Source organism: Occallatibacter savannae (assembly GCF_003131205.1).
In the GTDB taxonomy this organism is placed as follows: Bacteria; Acidobacteriota; Terriglobia; order Terriglobales; family Acidobacteriaceae; genus Telmatobacter; species Telmatobacter savannae.
Window position 1 is genome coordinate 98,700 of sequence record NZ_QFFY01000007.1, and the last position, 18,349, is coordinate 117,048.

At 60.4% G+C, this 18,349-nt stretch carries 13 protein-coding genes and 1 tRNA gene; 10 read left to right on the forward strand and 4 right to left on the reverse strand.

The genetic code is table 11. The features are described from left to right. Positions 1-76 precede the first annotated feature (76 nt). Positions 77-1,045, forward strand: a complete 969-nt coding sequence (locus tag DHV10_RS23000) for a small ribosomal subunit Rsm22 family protein (protein WP_204101509.1) — start codon at positions 77-79, stop codon at positions 1,043-1,045. A 6-nt stretch (positions 1,046-1,051) separates the two neighbouring features. Here the strand turns inward: DHV10_RS23000 and nuoI are convergent, their stop codons facing one another. Continuing rightward, complete coding sequence (gene nuoI, locus DHV10_RS23005; protein ID WP_109488771.1) at positions 1,052-1,522, reverse strand: NADH-quinone oxidoreductase subunit NuoI; 471 nt, start codon at positions 1,520-1,522, stop codon at positions 1,052-1,054. Between the two features lie 155 nt (positions 1,523-1,677). Here nuoI and DHV10_RS23010 point away from each other — a divergent pair, with 155 nt between their 5' ends. The 5 genes from DHV10_RS23010 (at position 1,678) to DHV10_RS23030 (ending at position 8,468) form a co-directional block, all read left to right on the forward strand. Beyond that, positions 1,678-2,601, forward strand: a complete 924-nt coding sequence (locus DHV10_RS23010; RefSeq protein ID WP_109488772.1) for a sigma-54-dependent transcriptional regulator — start codon at positions 1,678-1,680, stop codon at positions 2,599-2,601. A gap of 71 nt (positions 2,602-2,672) precedes the next feature. Beyond that, positions 2,673-4,469, forward strand: coding sequence for a DUF885 domain-containing protein (locus DHV10_RS23015; protein ID WP_239461995.1), 1,797 nt, complete (start codon positions 2,673-2,675; stop codon positions 4,467-4,469). Positions 4,470-4,667: 198 nt separating this feature from the next. Then, positions 4,668-5,237: a YdeI/OmpD-associated family protein gene (locus DHV10_RS23020; RefSeq protein ID WP_109488774.1), complete on the forward strand. Its 570-nt coding sequence runs from the start codon at positions 4,668-4,670 to the stop codon at positions 5,235-5,237. A gap of 139 nt (positions 5,238-5,376) precedes the next feature. Then, the gene (locus tag DHV10_RS23025; protein WP_109488775.1) at positions 5,377-5,721 is read left to right on the forward strand and encodes a PadR family transcriptional regulator; all 345 of its coding nucleotides are present in this window, start codon (positions 5,377-5,379) and stop codon (positions 5,719-5,721) included. 56 nt (positions 5,722-5,777) lie between these two features. Beyond that, entirely contained in the window at positions 5,778-8,468 is a 2,691-nt protein-coding gene (locus tag DHV10_RS23030; RefSeq protein ID WP_109488776.1) for an ABC transporter permease, read from the forward strand. Positions 8,469-8,549: 81 nt separating this feature from the next. Here DHV10_RS23030 and DHV10_RS23035 read toward each other — a convergent pair whose 3' ends face one another. Beyond that, positions 8,550-10,559, reverse strand: a complete 2,010-nt coding sequence (locus DHV10_RS23035; RefSeq protein ID WP_162601815.1) for a cupredoxin domain-containing protein — start codon at positions 10,557-10,559, stop codon at positions 8,550-8,552. Positions 10,560-10,888: 329 nt separating this feature from the next. On the opposite strand from DHV10_RS23035, the gene DHV10_RS23040 reads away from it, so the two are divergent. From DHV10_RS23040 to DHV10_RS23055, 4 genes are all read left to right on the forward strand, one after another. Then, on the forward strand, positions 10,889-11,296 hold the full coding sequence (locus tag DHV10_RS23040; protein ID WP_109488778.1) for an STAS domain-containing protein: 408 nt from the start codon (positions 10,889-10,891) through the stop codon (positions 11,294-11,296). 108 nt (positions 11,297-11,404) lie between these two features. Further along, complete coding sequence (locus DHV10_RS23045; RefSeq protein ID WP_109488779.1) at positions 11,405-12,190, forward strand: MBL fold metallo-hydrolase; 786 nt, start codon at positions 11,405-11,407, stop codon at positions 12,188-12,190. A gap of 280 nt (positions 12,191-12,470) precedes the next feature. Further along, positions 12,471-12,546: transfer RNA gene (locus DHV10_RS23050), tRNA-Lys, on the forward strand. A gap of 115 nt (positions 12,547-12,661) precedes the next feature. Further along, entirely contained in the window at positions 12,662-14,392 is a 1,731-nt protein-coding gene (locus tag DHV10_RS23055; protein WP_109488780.1) for a glycosyltransferase family 39 protein, read from the forward strand. 45 nt (positions 14,393-14,437) lie between these two features. Here DHV10_RS23055 and DHV10_RS23060 read toward each other — a convergent pair whose 3' ends face one another. Then, positions 14,438-16,105, reverse strand: coding sequence for a TonB-dependent receptor (locus DHV10_RS23060; RefSeq protein ID WP_109488781.1), 1,668 nt, complete (start codon positions 16,103-16,105; stop codon positions 14,438-14,440). A 105-nt stretch (positions 16,106-16,210) separates the two neighbouring features. Continuing rightward, positions 16,211-17,953: a GWxTD domain-containing protein gene (locus DHV10_RS23065; protein ID WP_109488782.1), complete on the reverse strand. Its 1,743-nt coding sequence runs from the start codon at positions 17,951-17,953 to the stop codon at positions 16,211-16,213. Positions 17,954-18,349: the final 396 nt, after the last annotated feature.

An 18,349-nucleotide genomic window follows, 5' to 3' on the forward strand; every position in this document is an offset into this window, starting at 1 on the left:
CGGCGACATTCCTTCGCCAGACCGCTTCAGCCCCGACCCGAACTGATTCGTCGAAGCCGATAAACTGATCCAGGCCATGCAATTACCGCCAGAACTGCGCAACGCCATCGCCCGGCAGCTAGAAGGAGTCTCCCGCAACCTCCTCAGCGAACGCGCTGCCCGCATCTCCGCGCACTATCGCAACGGAGGCGGCTCCGCTCACGCTCTCCGCGACGATCTCGACGCCCTCGCCTACGCAGTCGCCCGCATGCCCGCGACGTACGCAGCCGTCCGCAACGTCCTCGCCCGGTTCCCGGAGCGGCTCCCCGCCCTCAGTCCCGTCACCATCCTAGACCTCGGCGCAGGACCTGGAACCGCAAGCTGGGCAGCGGCCGACGCGTGGCCAGCCATCTCCTCGATAACCCAACTCGACTCGAACGCTCTCCTGCTTGACCTCGGCCGCAAACTCTCCGCCTCGGCCATGTCCGGCCCGCTTCGTGAAGCCCGCGTGGTCCAGACCAGCCTGCCCACTCCACTGCCTCACTCCGCCGACCTCATCCTGCTCAGCTACACCCTCGCCGAAATGGCCGCACCCGACATCCGCGCCCTCCTTACCTCTGCCTGGACCAGTTGCGCCGGTGCACTCGCCATCATCGAACCCGGCACCCCCGCCGGCTACGAACGCATTCTGCTCGCTCGCAATCTACTCATCGAACAAGGCGCAAAGATCCTCGCCCCCTGCCCCCATCACCAGCCCTGTCCCCTCGTTGCACCCGATTGGTGCCACTTCGCTCAGCGCGTTCAGCGCTCGCGTGATCACATGCTGCTTAAATCTGCCGACGTCCCCTGGGAAGACGAAAAGTTCTCCTACCTCATAGCCGTCCGCGACAGCCTCTTCACTCCAGCCGCCAACGCCCGCATCCTCGCCCAGCCGCAAATCACCAAAGCCGGCATCACCGCAAAGCTCTGCCGCCTCGACGGCCACGCCGAATTCGTTCAGATCCCCAAACGCGACCCCGCCGCGTTCAAAGCGATGAAGAAGAAAGATTGGGGAGACGAAGCCTGAGATCAGCTACCTTGCCGGCGCAATCGCGCTGACCGGCAGCAGCATGTCTTCCTTGCGCATCACCAGGTTCGTCGCGTTCAGCGTAGCCAGTTCGAACCCGTGTCCATGCGTAATCGCATCGGTCGGGCAAGCCTCGACACAGTACCCGCAGAAAATACACCGGTTGTAGTCGATGTTGTACACCTTAGCGTACCGCTCCGACGACGAAATCCGAACCTCTTCGGTGTTCTCCGCAGCTTCGATATAGATGCAGTTCGCCGGGCAAGCCGCCGCGCACAGGAAGCACGCCACGCACTTCTCCAGCCCGTTCTCGTCCCTTTGCAGAACGTGAGCCCCGCGGAAGCGCTCTTCAAACTTCGCTCCGCGCATCGGCCCCGGGCCGTCAGGGTAGTTCTCCACCTGAGTAGGCTGCAGCATCTCGCCAAACGTGATGCTCATGCCTTTCGCGATCGCCGCAATGTTGCGAACTACCGACATGCTTCAAGTATACGATGTCGCACGAGCAGGAGCCAGTTGGCCCCTATCCCAGAACCCCCGCCGTCCTTGCTTGAAACGATCGTCTTCATTCTTCGGCAGTCTCTGCCGATGAACAGAGCGTGGGCAGACGCAAGCCCGCACAATGAGGCACAACCATGCCTACCCTGGACCTCGCCGCGCCGGAAGCCTTGAACGCCATCGACGAAGATCATTCTGAAAGTACCTTTATCGCCGCAAGCCCCTCGATGAGCAAGCTGCTTCATCAGGCCAACATCGTCGCTCCCCACCTCCGCATCTGCACCATTGAGGGCGAACCTGGATCCGGCAAGCACACCTTGGCGCGTCACCTCTACCGAATCTACAGAGGCCGTCACTCCGAGATCGAGCCGTGGGGCTTTTCCCGCTGCGACGCGCGCAACTGGCTGCTCTCCCAGATCGATCCGCAGTCTCTGGCCGGCTTCATCTTTCTCGATCGCGTCGATCTCCTCTCCGGTCCCGCCCAGGCTCTGCTCCTGCGCGTTCTTAAAGATCTCGACTTCCGTCAGTCCACGGCGCTCGTTGTCCTCGCTTCCTCTGAGTCGCCGCTGCGCGAGCTCGCACGCAATTCGCAGTTCCTCACCGATCTCGCTCTGCGCCTCACCTCCATCCGTCTCTGCGTTCCTCCCCTTCGTGAACGCCGCGAAGATCTCGTTCCGCTTGCCAACCGTCTCCTGCTCCGCATCGCTGCGCGCTACCGCATCCAACCCGTCGTCCTCACTTCAGGCGCCATCGCCCGCCTCCTCGAACACCCCTGGCCAGGCAATCTCCGCGAACTCTTTAGCACTCTCGAGTCCGCCGTCATTGAGTCCTCCGGCGGCATCATCCGCGCCGAAGATCTATCCCTCCCCATCCGCATCGCACCAAAAGCCTCTTCCATTCATAGCCTCGAACTGCTCAACCTCGATGCCGTCATGCATCAGCACATCCGCCGCGTCCTCGACCTGAACCACGGAAACAAGCTCAGAACCGCCCGCCAGCTCGGCATCAGCCGCTCCACCCTCTACCGCCTCCTCGAGAAACGCCTCTCCTTCTCCGCCTGACGCTGGACCGTCCTCCTCCCCCGTGCTCTAAACTCAAGCCGATGAGCACTCCCCGCGAAGGACGTACCCCCTTGAAGAAATCCGCACTTCTGCTGGCCGCCGCGGCCCTCCTCTCCACCTCCCTTCCCGTATCCACCCAGCCCGGTTCCGCCACCGCCCCCACCTCAGCCGAAGACCGCGCCAAAGCGCTCCACGCCATCTTCCACGACTACTGGGAGCAAACCCTCAAGCGCAACCCCGAATTCGCCTCCACCCTGGGCGACAAGCGCTACAACGACCAGCTCTCCGACTACTCAGTCAAAGCCATCAACGACTGGCTGGCCGTCGAGCAGGAGATGCTTCTCAAGCTCGCAGCCATTGACCCCGCCGGCCTCCCCGACCAGGACCAGGTTAGCCGTGATCTCCTCATCCACGACCTCACCGAAGAGCAAGAAGGCGCCGAATTCAAAGCCTGGGAGATGCCCGTCAACCAGATGGGCGGCATCTACGCCGAGTACCCTCAGCTCGTCGCCCAGCTCAGCTTCACTACCGCCAAGGATTACGACGACTGGATCGCACGCCTTCGCGCCCTGCCCCACGCCTTCGACCAGGTCACCGCCAACATGTCGCTCGGCATCGACGACAAGCGCGTCCCACCGAAGTTCCTCCTCGAAAAGACCCTCGACCAGGTCAAGCAGCTCGCCAATCAAAATGCCGAGGACTCCCCCCTGGCCCTCCCACTCAAGAAGTTCCCTGACTCCATCTCCGCCGCTGAGCAAACCCGGATCAAGACCGAAATGCTCGCCGCCATCTCGAAACAGGTCCTCCCCGCCTATCAGCGCTTCGCCCGCTTCCTCGAGGTCTCCTACATACCCGCAGGTCGCGCTGAGCCCGGCATCTCATCCCTGCCCGACGGCGCCGCCTACTACAAGTTCCGGATCAAAGAGAGCACCACCACCAACCTCACCGCCGACCAGATCCACCAGATCGGCCTCGATGAAGTGAAGAGAGACGAAGCCGAGATGCTGGCGATCGCGCAGAAGCTCGGCTTCCAGGACCTCAAATCCTTCCGCGCCAGCCTCAAGACCAACCCCAAGCTCAAAGCCACCTCGCGCGACCAGCTTCTCGAAACCTACCGCGGCTATCTCGGCCCCATGCAGGCGAAACTTCCCGAGCTCTTCGGCCACCTCCCGAAATCCCCATTCGAAGTCGTACCCGTTCCCGACTACCTCGAGAAGACCTCCGCCCCCGCCTACTACCAGGCGGGCACACCGGATGGCTCCCGCCCCGGCCGCCTCTTCATCGACACCTACAACCCCACTGACCGCGATCTCTACCAAGTCGAAGCCATCGCCTATCACGAAGGCCTCCCCGGCCATCACCTCCAAATCTCCATCTCCCGCGAACTCCAGGGCGTCCCCGATTTCCGCAAGTTTGGCGGCTACTCCGCATTCGCTGAAGGCTGGGGCCTCTACTCCGAGCGCCTCGGCAAAGACATAGGCCTCTACAAAGATCCCTACTCCGACTACGGCCGTCTCCAGGCTGATATCTGGCGCGCCATCCGCCTCGTCGTCGACACCGGCGTTCACTCACAGCACTGGACACGCCAGCAGATGGTCGACTTCTTCCACAACCACTCCACCATCGACGAAACCAGCATGCAGGCCGAGGTCGATCGCTACATCGCCTGGCCCGGCCAGGCTCTCGCTTACAAAATCGGCCAGCTCGAAATCCTCAAGCTCCGCGACCAGGCCAAAAAGGAACTCGGCGCAAAGTTCGACATCCGCGCCTTTCACGATCAGGTCATCGATTCCGGCGCCCTCCCGCTCGACGTCCTCGACGAACGCGTCACCCACTGGATCGCCGCCCAAAAATCCACCAGCAAGTAAATGAATCGAACCTTCAGCGCACAGCGCAAAACGCCAATCGAGCGCGGCATACGAATTGTCCGACCAACAACAATGAGTGCCATTCCGACCAGGAGGTCGCCGCAGGCGGCCGCAGCGGAGGAACCCGCAGTTGCTTTTCAATCCTTGAATCGGCCACTAGCCCTCGCACCCCTGCCGTCAGCGCGTTAAGCTGAACCCATGCAAGTCCCCTACGCGAAGAAATGGCAGAAAGAAACCGACAAGCTCCGCAAGATCGCACTCGACTGCGACCTCACCGAAGAAATCAAGTGGAGCAAATCCTGCTTCACCTTCCAGAAGAAGAACGTCGCCATCATCATCCCGCTCAAAGAGTCCTGCGCCTTCTCCTTCTTCAAAGGCGCGCTCCTCAAGGACCCCAAGCACATCCTTCAGAAGGTCGGCGAACACACCCAGGCCGGCCGCTGGATCAAGTTCACCTCGGTCAAAGAAATCGCCGCTCTCGAATCAACCCTGACGGCCTACCTCTACGAAGCCATTGAACTCGAAGAATCCGGCAAAAAAGTAAAGCTCAAAAAGCCTTCCGAATTTCCCGTCCCCGACGAACTGCAAACCCTGCTCGACAAGAATCCTGCACTGCGAGCTGCATTCGAAGCCCTCACTCCCGGCCGCAGAAAGTCCTACTGCTTTCACATCTCCTCCGCCAAACAGCCCGCCACACGAGCCACCCGAGCCGAGCGCTGCATACCCCTTATCCTTGCCGGCCGCGGCTTCCTCGAACGCCCCAGCTGATCCGTCTTGCCGGCCACCAAATCTAATCCAGTGTCCTCTGCTCCCTGCTATCTGATCACTGACCACTGATAACTGATCACTGATGACTGTCGGTCACATACCTATTTACAAAATAGTTATCCAGCGCTACCCTCCATCCATGGCTCGAAGCACCGACACCCGCGACCTCTTTCCCGGCGCACTCGAAATCATGATCCTCCAGTCCCTCCGACACAAGCCGATGCACGGCTATGCGCTGGTCAAACACATCAAGCAAGTCTCGAACGACCTCCTACAGGTCGAAGAAGGCTCGCTCTACCCCGCCCTTCAGCGCATGCTTCGCGAAGGCCTGCTCGAATCGAAAGAAGGCGTCTCTGCCAAGGGCCGTCCCACGCGCATCTACCGCGTCACCAATGCCGGCATCCGCCATCTCGAGAAAGAACTCTCCAGCTTCGGCAAGATGTTCGATGGCATCACACGCGTCCTCGCCTTCAACGAGGCCTGATCCAGCGCGGATTCCCCTTCAACATTCCCGGCCTATACGCAGTCTTGGAGATCACGATGAACCCGCTTCGCCGCCTCTTCGGTCGCACCCGCCGCTACACCGACATTGACATCTCCATCGAAGAGCACATCCAGGAGCGCGCTGACGAGCTTGAAGCAGAAGGCATGCCTCGCAGCCAGGCCGAACAAACCGCCCGGCGCGAATTCGGCAACGTCGCCCTTCTCCAGCAGCGCAGCCGCGAACAATGGCAATGGCCAGCACTCGAATCCGTCGTCGCCGATCTCAGATTTACGCTCCGCCGCCTCCGCAAGTCACCCGGCTTCGCGCTCACCGTCCTGCTCACTCTCGCAATCGGCATCGGCGCCAACACCGCTGTCTTTAGCGTCATCGACGCCGTCCTTCTCAAGCCCCTTCCCTACCCCGCCTCGAACCAACTCGTCTCACTTTGGCTCAATGCTCCAGGCGCAGGCGGCCTGGCCAACTTCTCTAGCGGCCTGCAGCTATCGCCCTCGATGTACTTCACGTTTTCCCGTCACAACCAGAGCTTCCAGTCGATGGGCATCTGGACGTGGAGCAACTCCAACATCACCGGCCTCGCCCAGCCCGAAGAAGTTCCCACCGCACTCATTTCCGGCGGAATCCTCGAAACCCTGGACGTTCCGCCTGTTCTCGGCCGCTGGTTCTCCGCTGCCGATCAGGATCCCCACGGCGGCAAAACCGCCATCCTGGGCTACGGCTACTGGCGGCGTCGCTTCGGTAGTGACCCTTCTGTCATCGGTCGCACCATTCAGGTCGACTCCCAGGCGCGCGAAATCGTCGGAGTCATGCCGCGCGGCTTTCGCATGGTCGACCGCGACGTCGATCTGCTGCTACCGCTCGCCTTCGATACCCAAAAGCTCGGGATGGCTCCGTTCGGCTACGACGGCATCGCGCGTCTTAAACCCGGCGTCACGCTGCAGCAGGCCGACGCCGACGTCAGCCGTCTTCTCGGCGTCTGGATGGACTCATGGTCAAACGGCCCCAGCACCAATCCGCACTACTACGAAAAGTGGCGCATCACACCCGCTTTCCGGTCCCTCAAGCAGCTCGTCATCGGTAACGTCTCAAGTGTTCTCTGGGTCGTCATGGCGACTGTAGGCATGGTCATGCTCATTGCGTGCACCAATGTGGCGAACCTGCTGCTGGTTCGCGCCGAATCACGCCAGCAGGAGCTCTCCATCCGCGCCGCCCTGGGAGCGGGACGCGCACGCATCGCGCGCGAGCTTCTCTTGGAAAGCCTCCTTCTCGGTCTCCTCGGCGGCGTTCTCGGAATCGCCATCGCATACTCCGCGCTCCGGCTTCTACTGGCGATCGGCCCAGCCAATATGCCTCGCGCCACTGAGATCGCGCTCGATTGGCGCTCGCTCTGCTTCACCTTCCTGCTCTCGCTCATCGCAGGCCTGCTCTTCGGCTCCATTCCCGCATGGAAATACTCTCGCTCGCGCGCATCCCTCACCACCGCCGGTGCTTCCCGTACCTCCAGCCTCGGTCGCGACCGCCAGCGTTCCCGCGACATCCTTGTCATCGCCCAGGTCGCCATGGCTCTCGTTCTGCTCGTCAGCGCCGTGCTCATGATCCGCACGTTCGCCGCTCTCAGTCACGTCGATCCTGGGTTCATCCCGGATCATCTGCAAACTTTCCGTATCTCGATCCCAGAGTCGCTCGTCAAAGATCCCCTTCTCGCCGCGCGGAGTCACAATGAAATCGCTGATAAGATCGCGTCAATTCCCGGCGTCTCCTCCGTTTCATACGCGAGCGCACTGCCGCTCGAGTCCTTCGACCCCAATTGGGACCTGATCTTCGTTGAGGGTAAGAGCTATCAGCGGCAGGAACCTCCCCTCCAGATGTTCAACTACGTTGCACCCGGATACTTCAACGCAATCGGCAGTCGCATCCTTGCCGGTCGCGACTACACGTGGAACGACATCTACGCAATACGCAACAAGGTGATCGTCTCCGAAAATTTCGCACGCGAAAACTGGGGCTCCGCACAGGCTGCTGTGGGTAAGCATATCCGCCAGTTCGAGAAGAATCCGTGGAGCGAAATCATCGGCGTCGTGCGCGACGTTCATCAGCACGGCGCTGACGAAAACTCACCCGCCATCATCTACTGGCCCGTATACCTCAACACGCCGTATCTTCCCACGCCTGCGCCCGACGCCGTCCGCTCCGTCCGCTACGCCATTCGCACCGACCGTGCGGGAACCCAAAACCTCATCAATCAGGTCCAGCAAGCGGTGTGGTCGGTCAACGGCAATCTGCCCGTCGCTTCGGTCGAAACCATGCAGGAAATCTACTCCAAATCCATGGCGCGCACATCCTTCACGCTCACCATGCTGGCCATCGCCGGCGTCATGGCGCTCCTGCTCGGCATCATCGGCATCTACGGTGTCATCGCCTACGCCGTCGCGCAGCGCACACGCGAAATCGGCATTCGGCTCGCGCTCGGCGCACAAAGATCCAAACTCAAATGGATGTTCGTTCGTTCCGCACTTGCTCTGACGGTCGCTGGTATTGCGATCGGAGTCATTGCGGCAGGCGTCCTCACGCAGGCCATGAGGTCGCTGCTTTTCGGAATCAGCCCCCACGATCCGCTCACGTATCTTGCCGTGCCCCTGATCCTGTGCGCAGCAGCCTCAATCGCAAGCTATCTGCCGGCACGCCGCGCCGCCGGAATCAGCCCCACTGAAGCCCTCCGCGTCGACTGAATCGGGTGCCCCACGGCCCGCCCTGAGCCTGTCGAAGGGTCCTCCAATTTTGGCGAGATAGGCGTTAAACGAGCCCGTAACTCAACGGCCTCTGGAAGCCATAGACACCCCGCCCTGGTCCACATATCCAACCGACGGGGTCCAACTCACCGCGCTGTGTCCACCTTCACCATCGCCGTGAACTTCGAAGCGGACTTCGTCGCCCGGCTCTACATGGATTGAATCAACATCCGTGCTGAAACCCGCTTCATCCTTCGACGTGATCGATTGTCTGCCCGGCACTGCAGGCCAGATCTGCGCAACGCTGTGCGCAGAGGCGACGCTGATCTTCGCGAGCGCACCCTGACCTTCTTCAGCGCCGGCCATCAGCACCCGGCCTCGGATACTGATCGTGCCCGCCCGCGGAGCTACCCATGCCCGCGCAACGCCGCCCGTCGTGCATTCGCCGGAACAACTCGCCGGAACCAGATCGAAAGCACTCACATACTGGTGCTCGCTTCGCATCCAGGCCCCGTGCTCCAGAGTCGCCGAGTACGTCGACATCTCGCTCCAGGTCGAATCACCTGCTTGATACAAATACCGCCACTGATTCTTCCCCTGCACCGGCGAGAAAAGCTCAGCCGCATAGTTGGGCCCCACCGCGGTCTGATGCTGATTCACATTTGAGATCAGCGCGATGTTCTTGCCCGCCAGAAACGGCCCGTTCTGCTCGAAAACGAGATTGTTCCGGATCTTCCCCGACGGCGTTCCGTACCCGCGTCCGTAGTTGTCCTCCCAGATCGATGCCGCGCCCGGCCGATGCGAATGTGCATTGTCTGCGAACGTGTTCCCGCAGAAGTCGAACGCATTCGTATGATCCCCGAGATGAATGTTGAGAATCTCCACGGCTGGACCCGCATTTCCCGCGAAAAGATTCGCATGCAGGTCCACTTCGCTCTCCGCCCACTCAAAATCAATCGCCGTCTCGTCGGGACTGCCCGAGTGCGGAACACCGAAGAAGATGTTGTTCACGATTCTGACTTTGCTCACGCGTCCCAGCATCAACGCGGCCGTCCCGGTCGGCGTGCGGCAGCCTGCTTCGCCCAGCAACACCGAGTTCATCAGCGTCACATTGGTCATACCCAGCAGCCGGAGCGCATCGCTGCATCCCAGCCCCGCCCGCTGGTAGGTATCGCTCGCATGCCCGTTGTCACTGGCGAATACGAGGCCGCTCATCACCACGTCCTGAAACGCGTTGTGCCCATCCTGGCCTTCGACCGTCGTCTTCTCTGCATCGAACGCCAGGCTGTCCACGTTGTTGGCGCCGCGTACATCGCTCACCGTCACGCCCTTCAACACATACTGCGCCGCAGTGAACGTCAGGTCCGAAGCGATATTGAAGAGAATTCCCGACGACAGGTTGATATTCAGACTGGCCGCAAATGGGTCCGGCACTTTCTTGCTGACCGGATAATCGGCCGAATACCCGCCCCAAATGCCCTTGTTGTCGTGCGCATAGATGTGGCTGATTCTGATCCCGTGATTCCCGAGCTGCGTGTAATGGAACAGAACTCCCGCGCTTGCTCGCCCGACCTCGAGATCCGATACGTCCCAGTAGCTCGCATTGGTGATCAAAACACAGAGGTCGCCGATCGCCTGATTCCGAAGAATCTTCGGATCGGGTCCGGATCCATAAGCCGCCAAAGTGACGGGTGCAGCTGCAGAGCCTTGTCCGCTCAGCGTCAGCTGCTGATTCCACGAACCTCCGCGCGCCAACAGAATCCGATCGCCCGGTGCGAACGTCCCGATCTTGTTGAGTGGCGAAAATGTGCACCAGGGCCGTGCAGGACTATGGGGCCCGGCGTCGCTGCAGTTCGAGTCCGCTCGATTGTTCACGTAGTACGTGGTCGCCGCCGAAGCGGTGCACGCAAATCCCAGCAGGCCGATAAGCACGAGCGATGCCGCGAAAACCCTTGTCCAGGACTGCCGTTTCCCTCGCAGAGCCCGCTCATTCTGGATCAGGCTTGAACCGATCGCTCCGTCCGCCCGTTCACCCAGGCGAGGTCCAATCCAGCACAACAATTCCGCACGCAGCACGCACAACGAACGCAAGGCACAACTCCACCGTCCGCCTCACTACGGCGGCCGCAAAAACCCAAAAACCGTCTCCGTGCGTGCACAAAATCATCGATCACGTTTTGCGCGAGACGTTCGAGCTGTTGATTGATTACGTAGAGTCTACACAACAACAGACGGCGGTTGTAAGTAATCTCCGTCACACACGTGACAGCAGTACCGCGTTGTGACGCGATTTTTTTAAACTTGCCTTTTGCCCTGCCCAGCAGTAACAATCCCTGCACACCGGTCGGTTCGCATCCTGGGTCCAGCACAACGCCTTTCTGACCGGCGCCCGCTCTGAAAATCCAGACCGTGGAGACCCGATGTCAACCGCACCCGCTCAAATCTGGAAAGGTTCCAGCTTCCACATCCAACGCTCCCAGGGCCAGGCTCCCAACTCGCTTGTCTTTCGTTTTTCCGGCCCCTTCACCGCCCGCGACATGTACGCCGCACTCAGTCCCGCGGCCCTCAAGAATCTCTTTGAAACCGAACCCTCACCACATCATCCGGCTCAGCTCAACATCTTCGACCTCACCGAAGTTCCCTACGTTGACTCCTGCGGCCTCGGCCTCATCGTCGGTCACTTTGTGCGCTGCCAGAATAGAGGTGTGCGATTCGTCGCCGCCGGAGTCGGTCCCCGCGTCCTCCAGCTTCTCAAAATGACCAAGGTGGATCACCTCTTCCCGATGACTGGCACCGTCGACGAAGCAGAGTTGCTCTCCAGCAACTGATCGCCTCAGGTCCTAAGCCTCTCCCGCCCTGCTTCCCTCATCTGACTCACTGCGCCTGTGCCCCGACAAACCTCGGCACAGGCCGACTTAGCAGAGGGAGCAGCCCGCATGGCCTCAACCGAAATTACCCAGCACGCCGCCGTCCCCATCGACCATGTCGCGGAAGGTATCGAAGGCCTCCGCATCGCCTTCGTCAACGTCTTCGGTGTCCGCCACACCGATCATCACTGGACCCTCATCGACGCCGGCGTTCCTTATTCCGCCTCGCTCATCCGCAACTGGGCCGAAAAGCATTTCTCCGCCCCGCCCATCGCCATCGTCCTTACCCACGGCCACTTCGATCACGTCAGCGCCGCCGGCGAACTCGCCGACCACTGGAACGTCCCCATCTACGCTCACCAGCTCGAAGCTCCCTACCTCACCGGCGAAAAGGAGTACCCGCCCCCAAACACCGGCGCTGGCGGCGGCCTCATGTCTCTGCTATCTCCGATGTATCCGCGTGGTCCCGTCGATCTCTCCGCGCGTCTGCGCCTCTTCGAGAGCGAAGAAGAGTCCAGAGTCCTCCCCAACTGGCAGATCATCCACACTCCCGGCCATACACCCGGACACATCTCCTTCTTCCGCGGATCAGACCGGACTCTCCTCGTCGGCGACGCCTTCTGCACCACCAAACCCGAGTCCTTCTTTGACGCCGCCGTCGCGCAGCCGCCCGAACTACACGGCCCCCCAGCCTATTTCACGTCCAACTGGACCGATGCGATCCTCTCCATCCGCCGCCTCTCACTCCTGCAGCCCCGCATCCTCGCCCCCGGCCACGGCAAACCTCTGGCCGGTGCTGAAGTCGAACAAAAATTCCAGTCCTTCGCTTCAAACTTCAACCCCGACCATTCGTGATTGATTCGGACGAATGAAAGGAGCCTGTCTTCCTGAGCGCACGGGGCCCCACGCGTTTTCATCAGCGTGGGGGTGGTAAGCGAAGGATCCGCTTTTCGCACACACCTCTGATTTCAAAGGAGCCTCATCGCTTACACTCCCAGAGCCAGAGCGTCTGATCCTCAATCGACTAGCTTTGGAATCCACACCAACCCTGTGGTATCCTTTTCAAGGATCGGCAGATGACCTTCTGTAGATCTCCGTTGCGCATCATTCCCCGCCGCACAACGTACACACCTCTGGACGCGTAGCTCAACTGGCAGAGCATTCGGCTCTTAACCGACAGGTTGTAGGTTCGATTCCTACCGCGTCCACCAGTCTCCAACATCCCGCCTGGTTTCCGCCCTCGACGCGCAGTGTCGGCGTTTTTGGTCTTTGCCTTGACTACATCGGCGTATATCGTAGGTTGAGCACTCCCAAAACTCAACCAGCTTGACTTTCCCAGAACGCAGATCGCCGCGAACCCTCGTCGACACTTCCCGCTTCGACACGCCCCTGCTTCGGGTTCTTCGTCCCATCACCCTCGTTCTGCGAACCCGCGCCTTTTTCTCGCTGGCTGTTTTCCTCGTCGCCGGATACAACATCGCGTTGCTCACCGGAAGCATGGGGCGGAGCCTCTGGCTCGATGAGGCGTGGGTTGCAAACTCCATCCAAGCGCACTCGCTCGCTGGCATGTTCTATCCCAGCGACTGGCTGCAAACCACTCCGCCCGTCGTGCTGCTATTGGCGCGATTCTCCTTAGCAATCTTCGGCATCAGCAACGCGGCTTTGCGAGTAGCCCCGTTGATCATGGCCCTGCTAGCCGTCGCTGCCACGCTCCTGCTGGCATCCCGCACACTTTGGCGGCACTATGCCTTGCTCGCATGGATGCTTCTCATTCTTTCCCCGACCGAGATCACCTTGGCTCGTGAGGTGAAGCAATACAGCTCCGAGTTCTTCGCTTCCACTGCGATTTTGCTGGCGTGCACCTTCTACATTCAGCGCTCAACTCGGAAGCGCTTCTGGCTCCTGCTCGCAATCGCGGCTGTATGCCTCTCCATGAGCTACGGGTGCGCCCTTCTCATGCCCGGAGTGGCGAGCCTGTTTTTCATCGTCCCCGTCACTCCAAACTCAACTCCCCGCAGGAACGCTTCGCTCTCCAGTTCCGTTGCGCACGCCGCGACCTTCTCGGCCATCGTCGGCTCAGTCGCCCTGTGCATCTATCGTGTTTTCGCAGTCCCCAACTCCTCGCCCGCATTGCACGACCTCTTCTTCAGCGGCCCGGGTCTGAGTTGGACTCTCGAATATTACAGGTTCATCGGCGAGATGCCTCTGGGTCACTTTTTCAACCGGCAATCGGTCCGGCTATTTTGCGTTTTCGCCCTGCTCTTCTGTGGCTTCATTCTGTCCTGGATCCGTTTGCGTCACGGCAACCGCAACTGGTTTGCAACAATGTTCGTCTGCCTGCTTCCTTGTCTCATCATCGTCATCGCAGATCACCTTTCCCTCTACCCATTCAGCCAGCGCACCAGCCTGTTTGCGCTCCCGGGCCTCGTCCTTGCGATCGTCTCCAGCCTTCAGTTGCTTTCCGTGTACCTGATGACGATGGGGCGTCCGTGGATCAGACCCGTTCTGGATCTGGCAATTCTGCTTGCGATTGTGCTGACACTGAACGCGAGCCGATCCCAGAACGCCCGCAACATAGCACCCACCGAGGATGCTGACGGTGCCATCGCATACCTGAAAACGCACGTTCAACCGCACGACCTCGTGTGGGTGCACGCATCGCTCCGGGAGCAGTTCCAGCTCTATCTCCGAATGCATGGGTGGGACGATGCGCCGGTTCGCTTCGGAAACACGGCTTGGCCCTGCTGTGCACGGGGCATCCCCGACATCGAGTCCACGAGTAGCGAAGCATTAGTCCGAAACGACTTCGGCAACGCTGTTCAGCAGGCCTCGGGCAGAGTTTGGATCGCATACACGACTCGCTCGGGCCATTGGAGCAGGTTCCCCGATGAACCCGGAATCATGCGCAGAATTCTCGCTGAACATGGATGCACCGAGACAGCGCCCCAGCCTCCCGCCTTCAACAACCTCGCACTGCTCTCATTCGAGTGCCGACCGCAATCGGCGAGCGCGCTGCCTCAACCAGACACGAAGTCACCCGCACTTGCGAAGCGCTGAAATTCCCGATTGTCTCTGATCACCAAGTCGTGAAGCCGACTTGCTCTAGAACGTAAACGCCACGCCGGCCCCAACTCCGCGCTGGTCTTGCGCGAAGACCACTGTTCCCTGGTTGGTGACGTAGGGGCGATAGCCTTCCGCCAGCAGGTTGCTCACGTTCAGCAGAGCTTCCACGTTCACCCCGCCCTCATGGGTGACGATCGGCTGGCGCAGGTGCAGATTGAGGTAGGGCTCAATTGCGCTGATCGAGTACGGCGCGATCGCCGTAACTGTGTCCGACGGCTGCCAGCGATAGCTTGCGCGCCAACGTGTGCCTGTTCCCTCCAGCGTGCCCGAAAGCGAGATCGCGTACATCTGTGCGCGTCGCGGCCGAGCCGCAGCGAAGATCTGATTCAGCCCCGTCGGATGCACAACTGCCGGCATCACCATCGCGTTACCGTTGGCGTACGCCAGCTGAACCCGGTTGCCGCCGGCCATCGTGTGGTCAACTCTCGCTACGAACCCCGCGCCAGAAAAATCCTGCCCGGCCCCACGCATTAATCCGCTTCGCGGATCGCGCAGAACACTATCGCCCGCCGATGCCTGTCCGCTTGCCTCGATCACCGGATTGTCAATCCGATCCGAGTACACCGCGAACGAAACGCCCGAAGCATCCGTCCGCCGCTCCCATGCAATCTCCTGGTGCAGCCCATGCTCCATCGTTAATTGCCCGCTGCGCATCGCGAGCCTCGGCATGTAGTAGCCAGTTTCTGATGGTGCCTGCCCCGCAACGGGCAGCGCGCTGGCCATCCGGTAGCTTACCGTCGACTGCGCACCGTTCCATTTCACAGTCGCGAACGGCAGCGCCTGTACCACGGTATTTTGTGAATTCTGCCCAAACCGCGCCAGCACCTGTTGCGTTCCGGCCTCGACTTCAAACTCATCGCCAAGATTCATCGTCTCGGCGCTGCGCATCATCGCCTCTTCCAGCCCCACGCCATCCGGTCCCTCGACCACCGGGTGAATCGAAATCGCCGCCAGTGACTCCACCGCTCCGGCAATCCCGAGGTCCTGCCGGAACCCCAGCATCGACTCCATGCCCTCGTTCGAGTCCGGAGAAAAGTCTACCCGCGCGAGCAGTTCACGGCTGCTTGCCGGTGTATCTTCAACCGTCGCGGAAAAGCGCTCGCCGCTCTCGCCGAATGTTCCTTCCTGCCCTGTAGCCATCAGCCGCGCCTTCAGCTTCGGCCTCGCGCCCGGCCGGTCTGAAACCACCACCAGCGGACCATCTTCGAGCCAGCGCAGCAGCGGACGATTCGCAGCAGACCGCAGTGTCCACTCCCAGTCGTCCTTATTTGCGTTTGCCGCCTTCGGCTCCGCCGGCAGCCACTGCATCACTTCATACAGGGTATTCAGCGTCAGGTTCACCACCGCATTGCTGCGGACCTTAACGTTCTCGCGCAGCGACGGAAGAAACGACGTGCCCATCGCTTTCACCGCATAGCGGCCCGGCAGCACGTTTCCAAACGTGTAGGTTCCTTTGCTGTTCGTATAGACCGCTGCAACCACGGTCAGGTCCGGCCTCAGCAGTTCGACGGCCGCGCCCATCTGCGGCACGCCGGCCGAGTCGCGCACCACTCCCGACACGGTCCCGTCCGACGCTCCGTAGAGAGGTGCGCCGGCGACGACGATCAACGCGATGAGGGAGACGAGATGGAGCCTGCTTCGAATCATCAACACCTTGGTGACCCGGGCGGCGTCCTGGCTAAGTCCTGGGAATCGAGCATTCGCTGGTTGCCGGTCTGAGTGCCGGCTGACCCTCTTGCGAAGCCTTGCGTACTATTCCACGACAAAAGGTGCCGATTGCGCAATCTCTTGTTTCGAGATTTCGTCATTTACTTTGATCGTCACCTTGTACTTGCCCGGTTGCAGACCAGCGATCGGAAGGGTCTTCTCCACCGTGAGCTGGTCGCTATGCTCGCCGAAGTCCTTTGAATCCTGCTGTTTCTCAAGCACGACGTTGTTTGTCGCCGTGTCGATGATCTGGTACGTAACCTTGGCCTCGTTCGCCTTGGTCTGGTCGTTGATCCCAAGGTTGTAGACCTGCATCCAGAAGTTCAACTCCTGGTTGCGTTTATAGTTCACCGGGGTAGCCGGATTTGGCGTCACCCTCGGGCAAACGTGAGTGTTCCCGATCACGCAATTGCCCTGGCCGATATCGTGCGAACTGACCGCATAGATCTGGTCAGACAATATAAGGGACGACGTGCTCAGCTTTTCGTCGTGATACGTAGGCACGTCCAGGCTTCTGCCGTAGAGTCCGATGTGGTCCGGATTGTTGACATCTTTGATGGCGATGTCCAGCCGGTAGAGCCCCGGAAGCAGCGGTACTGCCTTCCAGTAGATGGACTTACGCTCCAGCGATCCCTGCAGCAGCTCGGCTGGCTGCTCCACAGAGACCGTATCCTCGAACGTCTGCACTGTCTTGTGCGTCAGCGTCGTCACCTTGCCCAGGATGTTGACCACACCCCGTGCCACCCCGTCCTTCGTCACGAACGTGACATCCCGGTTTTTGATCTGCAGGGTGATGGGAACCAAAACAGTACTGGACGTCACCTTCACAAAATCCGTCCGCACGTCGAACGGGAAAATCTGTCCGCCCAGGATCTTGTGCTCGCTGATCGCGCTCTCCAGGTCGTGAAACTTGATCGGGGGCGGCGCAAACAGCTTCGCGGCCATCTCGATCCGGTCGAACTGCTTCGCCTGGTTCGAGCTCTCCAACGGACCCGTGCCCAGCGTCTCGAATCCACCCTTAAACCGGTCCGCCTTCTTCGCCATGCCGATCGATTCCCACTGCGTCAGACCCGCTCCTGGAACCTTCGCCAGCGCGTCCTTTTCACCGCGATCGATTGTGAAGTGGTAGTCGCCGCACTGGCAGGTATCCACAAACTCGATATCGATGTTGTCGCCGACACCTTCGAGATACCGGTAGTGCCAGATCTCAAACGGGAAGGTCGACGTCTCACCACCGCCCTCATCGATGGGCCGATTATACGAACCGCCGGAAGGGTGCGACTCGACGGAATCCGGCGGCCCGAACGAAATATAAATATGTCCGCGATCCGTCTTCCACCCCGGCTTGCCCGCCGCGTAATGATCGTTCGCGTACTGGATCCTGCGGTAGTGCTCTTCGCGAAATTCGTTGTCCGGCGAGTCAGGGTTCGGATTGCGTCTCAGCCAGAACTGCTCGATGAACGCCTCGCGCTCCTCGTCGTTCCCCAGGTTCTTGAACGCCTTCCGCTCCTCATCCGTGATGATGTACGCCACATCCTGGTCCAGCCAGGTCTTGAACGCCCCGTGTAACTCCTGCCGCAGTTCCTTCTGAGCCTTGAACTCCGCCGCATCCGACCGCTTGCGCTTCAGCGGATCCGGCTCATCCGGAGAGTCGCTGTCCTGTCCACCAGCCGGGCGCGTCTTAACTGCTGGATCACCAGTCTGTTGCGCGTGGCTTCTAGGGGCGGGAAGGATGGCGAGGCCGCACCCAAGTGCGACGAAAAGGACCGAACGGCCGTTGAAAATCATTGCGTCAAAATGCTCCCTACAAGTGGCTCTATTCTACGGTCCGAAAAGGTGCTGGGCAAGGCATGACGAGCCTGTGGCTGGCATTTCGACGCCCTCGCCACCAGAATGTCACCCCGCTGGTCACTTTTCATGCCTGAATCTCCCCTTTTCATGAGACAAAGAGAGCTTCCTCCGCGTCTTTTCAAAGAACGCAATCATCCTGCAAATCTGCTGCCACCTCTCCCGGCAATTCCAGCCCAAGAGAGTGACCAGCAGCGGCTCGATGCCCGGTCTAGGCACACCGAAGCTCCAGCCATTCCCCCAGCGAGTTCACTGCAAATTGTGAATTCTTCCACTGCGGGAACCTCTGAGGAAAGAACTGCGTAGAATTGAGTGGAGACTCCCGGAGTTTTAGCG

Bases quoted from the DNA above. Each gene is read 5' to 3' on its own strand.
- DHV10_RS23045 (WP_109488779.1), top strand. From the start codon at position 11,405: ATGGCCTCAACCGAAATTACCCAGCACGCCGCCGTCCCCATCGACCAT.
- DHV10_RS23065 (WP_109488782.1), bottom strand. From the start codon at position 17,953: ATGATTTTCAACGGCCGTTCGGTCCTTTTCGTCGCACTTGGGTGCGGC.
- DHV10_RS23020 (WP_109488774.1), top strand. From the start codon at position 4,668: ATGCAAGTCCCCTACGCGAAGAAATGGCAGAAAGAAACCGACAAGCTC.
- DHV10_RS23010 (WP_109488772.1), top strand. From the start codon at position 1,678: ATGCCTACCCTGGACCTCGCCGCGCCGGAAGCCTTGAACGCCATCGAC.
- DHV10_RS23025 (WP_109488775.1), top strand. From the start codon at position 5,377: ATGGCTCGAAGCACCGACACCCGCGACCTCTTTCCCGGCGCACTCGAA.
- DHV10_RS23000 (WP_204101509.1), top strand. From the start codon at position 77: ATGCAATTACCGCCAGAACTGCGCAACGCCATCGCCCGGCAGCTAGAA.
- DHV10_RS23030 (WP_109488776.1), top strand. From the start codon at position 5,778: ATGAACCCGCTTCGCCGCCTCTTCGGTCGCACCCGCCGCTACACCGAC.
- nuoI (WP_109488771.1), bottom strand. From the start codon at position 1,522: ATGTCGGTAGTTCGCAACATTGCGGCGATCGCGAAAGGCATGAGCATC.
- DHV10_RS23060 (WP_109488781.1), bottom strand. From the start codon at position 16,105: ATGATTCGAAGCAGGCTCCATCTCGTCTCCCTCATCGCGTTGATCGTC.
- DHV10_RS23040 (WP_109488778.1), top strand. From the start codon at position 10,889: ATGTCAACCGCACCCGCTCAAATCTGGAAAGGTTCCAGCTTCCACATC.